The sequence below is a fragment of the Vibrio sp. V42_P2S4T144 genome (genome assembly GCF_009904715.1).
GTDB classification, from domain to species: domain Bacteria; phylum Pseudomonadota; class Gammaproteobacteria; order Enterobacterales; family Vibrionaceae; genus Vibrio; species Vibrio alginolyticus.
On record NZ_WXWS01000328.1, the window covers coordinates 1 to 3996 of the forward strand.

At 45.8% G+C, this 3996-nt stretch carries 3 protein-coding genes; all 3 read right to left on the reverse strand.

What is annotated here, in order from left to right; genetic code table 11:
* Nucleotides 1-49 precede the first annotated feature (49 nt).
* Entirely contained in the window at nt 50-1519 is a 1470-nt protein-coding gene (locus tag CAG68_RS11350; protein WP_053307499.1) for a protein adenylyltransferase SelO, read from the reverse strand.
* A gap of 176 nt (nt 1520-1695) precedes the next feature.
* Nucleotides 1696-2508 (reverse strand): hypothetical protein, encoded by an 813-nt coding sequence (locus CAG68_RS11355; protein WP_005382260.1) that lies wholly within the window; start codon nt 2506-2508, stop codon nt 1696-1698.
* Between the two features lie 172 nt (nt 2509-2680).
* The coding region (locus CAG68_RS11360; protein ID WP_161441161.1) for an Ig-like domain-containing protein at nt 2681-3996 on the reverse strand (1316 nt) is incomplete at its 5' end.

The window sequence follows — 3996 nt, forward strand, 5'->3', positions numbered from 1 at the left end:
AGTGAATTCCACCCAAGAAAAAGATACAAATGGGTGGGAAATGACCCATTTATGAAGAACAGCTTATCTCCATTTTCTTCCCCCATTCCGGTGGCAATTTCGCGTAATCATCAAACTCGGGTTGCTCATCAAATGGGCGTTTTAACAGTTCGGCCAATCGGTGTAATTCGCTAAAGTCCCCTTCTTCCGCTTTATCAATCGCCAACTGAGCCAAGTAGTTACGCAAGATGTATTTGGGATTGGCTTGACGCATCTGTTTGCAACGCTGTTCGGTTGAAATCAGGCCCCCTAGTTCATCAACCTCTAGCTCACACCGAGCTAAATACAGCTCAAGCCAAGCTCGCGCTGCTTCTCGGTCGAGAAATAAATCGATTACGGCTTGGGAAGGCGCATTATCAAGGTTTGAAAGTGTTCTGAAGAAGCGAGTGTAGTCCGTTTTATTCTGGTGAAGAAGCTCAAACATAGCTTCAAACAAACGCCCGTCTTCCGCTATCTTAGTTTTTAAGCCCAACTTCTCACGCATGAGGCGGCCGAACTGCTGGCTTAAATGAACTTCAAATTGACTCAACGACGATTCTAAGTCTTCTCGTTCAACGAGTGGCGATAGCGCATGCGCCAGTGCTGACAGGTTCCAAAGCGCAATTCTAGGCTGTTGATCAAATGCGTAACGACCCTGGTAGTCTGAATGATTACAAATGTATCCCGGCTCATAATCATCAAGAAAGCCAAACGGACCATAATCAAAAGTTTGCCCAAGAATTGACATGTTATCGGTATTCATCACACCATGCGCAAAACCAAAAGCTTGCCAATATGCGATCATCTCGGCTGTTTTAGTCACGATGGCGTCAAACATCGCGGCATATGGTTTCTCCGCCGATGCACAGTCAGCAAAGTGCCACTCAATCACCTTATCCGCCAACAGCTTCTGCTCTGCTAACTGGTTGGTGTAAAAGAAATGCTCAAAGTGACCGAATCGAACATGGGTTTCAGCCATTCGAAGTAACAAAGCGCCCGATTCCGTTTTTTCTCGATAAACAGGTGTATCACTGACCATCATACCGAGAGCACGTGTCGTGGGAACCCCAAGGCCCGCCATGGCTTCACTGCACAAGTACTCACGGATAGTTGAGCGTAATACCGCTCGCCCATCTCCCATTCGCGAGTAAGGCGTTAGCCCTGCACCTTTGAGGTGAAGATCAAACCAAGTACCATCCTGATGCTCAATTTCTGCCAACAGTAATCCACGTCCATCGCCCAAATCTGGGTTGTAAACGCCAAACTGATGGCCTGCATATTTCATCGCAAGAGGACGAAATTGTTCGAATTCACTTAGCCCAGAAAAAACCGCCAATAACTCATCGTTTTGCTCTTCTGGTAAACCAAACTGCTGTGCAAACTCACCATTCCAAGCGACCCAGCGAGTGTTGTCCAAGGGTTGTGGCTCGACCAACGTATAGAACGCTGACGGTAATTGACTAAAGCGATGGGTGAAATTGACCCGTTGCCAAATGGACATGTAGGGTTCCTTAATAAAAAGAAGTACTGTTGTGAGTATACGTGTGAATGTCCCTGTCATTCAGCCATGAAATGGGCATGGGTATTTTGCGTGAATAACGCGTAGGCGGCAGGAAGGTATCAACCTGCCGCAGACCGTCTCCTAAACGGAGGTAGCATGTAAAAACGATCAAAGGGTTAAGCGGAAAATTCTTCACCCGTTTTTGGTGGCTGTGATGGCGTATCAAAACGAGCGCGTTCGATATCCACTACCGTTTTATAGCTCAACGATAACAATGCCAGCTGGTACGCGCCAAAAATACCATAGGCCACACCGACGAGGCTCAACATAAAGAGATTCGTAAAGTGGCTAAAGATCAGCTGACTGAGCAAGCCCGCACCCAATGGAATTAGTCCCATCAAAATGAATACTTGTTTGTTGTATGCTCTGCTCTGGTTCCACGAACGACGCAAACTGCGCGGTTGATGATCCATTGCAGTCGCTGGCAACACAAATGACCATCGCGCCATTACCCAATAGCCAGGAACGCTTGCAATCGTTGTGATAATAGCCATAGCAACAAAGTCGGCTTCACCACTTTCTGCAATGTAGATAAACGACAACACAAAGATCGGGATACCAATAACGAGCATCATCATCAGTCCAAACAGTATCCACCAGCCTATGAAACGGAATTCTCGAGCTGACAAACGAAATACATCCAACGCCGAGTGCATGTAATCACCGACTAAATAAATTCGATGCACACGCACAGCCGCCATAGCGGCAACAAGTGGGTACAAAATAATTGTGACGAAATAAAATCCTGAGACATTGCCTTCTTGAACGTTCGCTTGATCTTGCCCCGTCATTTCAGGATACATAAAAGCAAAAATTGAGTGCACGATAATCAACGGAATACAAGCAATAACAATTGCGAGTAGATTCCTTCTGACCATCACTGCCGCTTCTCGGCATATTTCCGAAACAGAAAAGCCCTCGGTAGACATATAACATCCTTAGTTCATAAAAATCGGCCCCTAGGGTAACCGCAGAGTAGAAAAATCGCTTTAAAAATAATGAGAAACACATCTCATAAGATAATGAGAACGAAACCAAAACAAATCAGATAAAAAATAAGCCACCCAATGTGAGTGGCTTATACCGCAATTCAATACCGTTTTAGACGCGACGTCGCCAGCCTAATGTTGCAAGTAACATCAAAGCCCAATAAGAAACACTGCCGCTACCTTCAGAGTTCTTGAATGTCGTTGTCTTCAAAGAAGCAACAACCGTCACGATAACTTCCCCCGTAGCAGTGGCACCATGACCGTCTGAAACCGTATATTGCAGCTTGATGCCGTCAGTAGGGCTATCCGGTGCTTGAAAACGGATTTTGCCATTCTCTACACTCGCACTTCCCACACCCGTTACGTTCTGTACGCTTTCTACAACCAGTTTATCGCCGTTCACATCCGAATCATTGCTCGCTGCATCAATCAGAATACTTTCACCAACGGCAACGGTCGCCGTATCTGCAAGCGTAAGTGGCGCTGCGTTTTTCATGGTTAAATCGACGGTAGCACTGGACGTTTCATTACTAGGATCAGTCACGGTTAAACGGAATGTCAGAACCTCACCCGCTTTTGCACCTTGAGGCACCGTAAAGCTTGTGCTAACACTGGTTGCATTGCCAAGAGAAACTGAAGTGCCAGCCAACTGCTCCCATTTATAACTCAACACATCACCATCAGCATCCGTACTATTTAACGCAGACAACGTGACTCGCTGCCCAACCGTCATGTCTTTATTATCAACATCAATCACGGCCACTGGCGCTTCGTTGCTGCCAAGCACTTCCACCTGCACATTCACGATTGAAGATGAGTACGCACCATCAACCGACAACAAACGATATTGGAAAGTGTCCAGACCAACGAAGTTAGCTTCAGGTTGGTACTGGTTGCCAGAGATGGTGCCGTGCTCAGGCTTCTGCACAATGTCCACATTGAACTGATACCCTACCGCCATGAAATCATTGTCCATCAGGTTCAGTTTGATTGGCGTATTTTTATTGGTTTGTAACAAATCAGATTTCGCTTCAACCAAGTTGCTCGCATCCACATTTAATAATGCTGCAAACGGAATATAAGAGAACCCGGCTTTTTCTAGACCAAACGTGCCAATCTCACTGTAATCACCAGTCCACATTACAGGTAGGGAGGCTTTTTCAGTTTTTAGCAAGCGGCCGAAGTCAAAGTTTGCATCAAATTGACCGCCTTCCAATTCAACGACCAATAAGTGCTGACCCGCACTCAATTGGCTTGATTGGGGGAATAAAATTCGAGATGACTTTTGGAAGTTACCTTGCTGTAAAAGCTCAGCGTTGTTTTGATTCAATATTAATCGATAGCCAATGTTTCCAGAAAATGGGAATCGCCAAACTCGATAAGTCATGTCACTTTGAGCGCTATCTCTTTGCGCATAAAGTTGAAGGC

What these genes read in the sequence shown, in the direction of transcription:
- CAG68_RS11355 (WP_005382260.1), bottom strand. Translation starts at nt 2,508, where the DNA reads ATGTCTACCGAGGGCTTTTCTGTTTCGGAAATATGCCGAGAAGCGGCA.
- CAG68_RS11350 (WP_053307499.1), bottom strand. Translation starts at nt 1,519, where the DNA reads ATGTCCATTTGGCAACGGGTCAATTTCACCCATCGCTTTAGTCAATTA.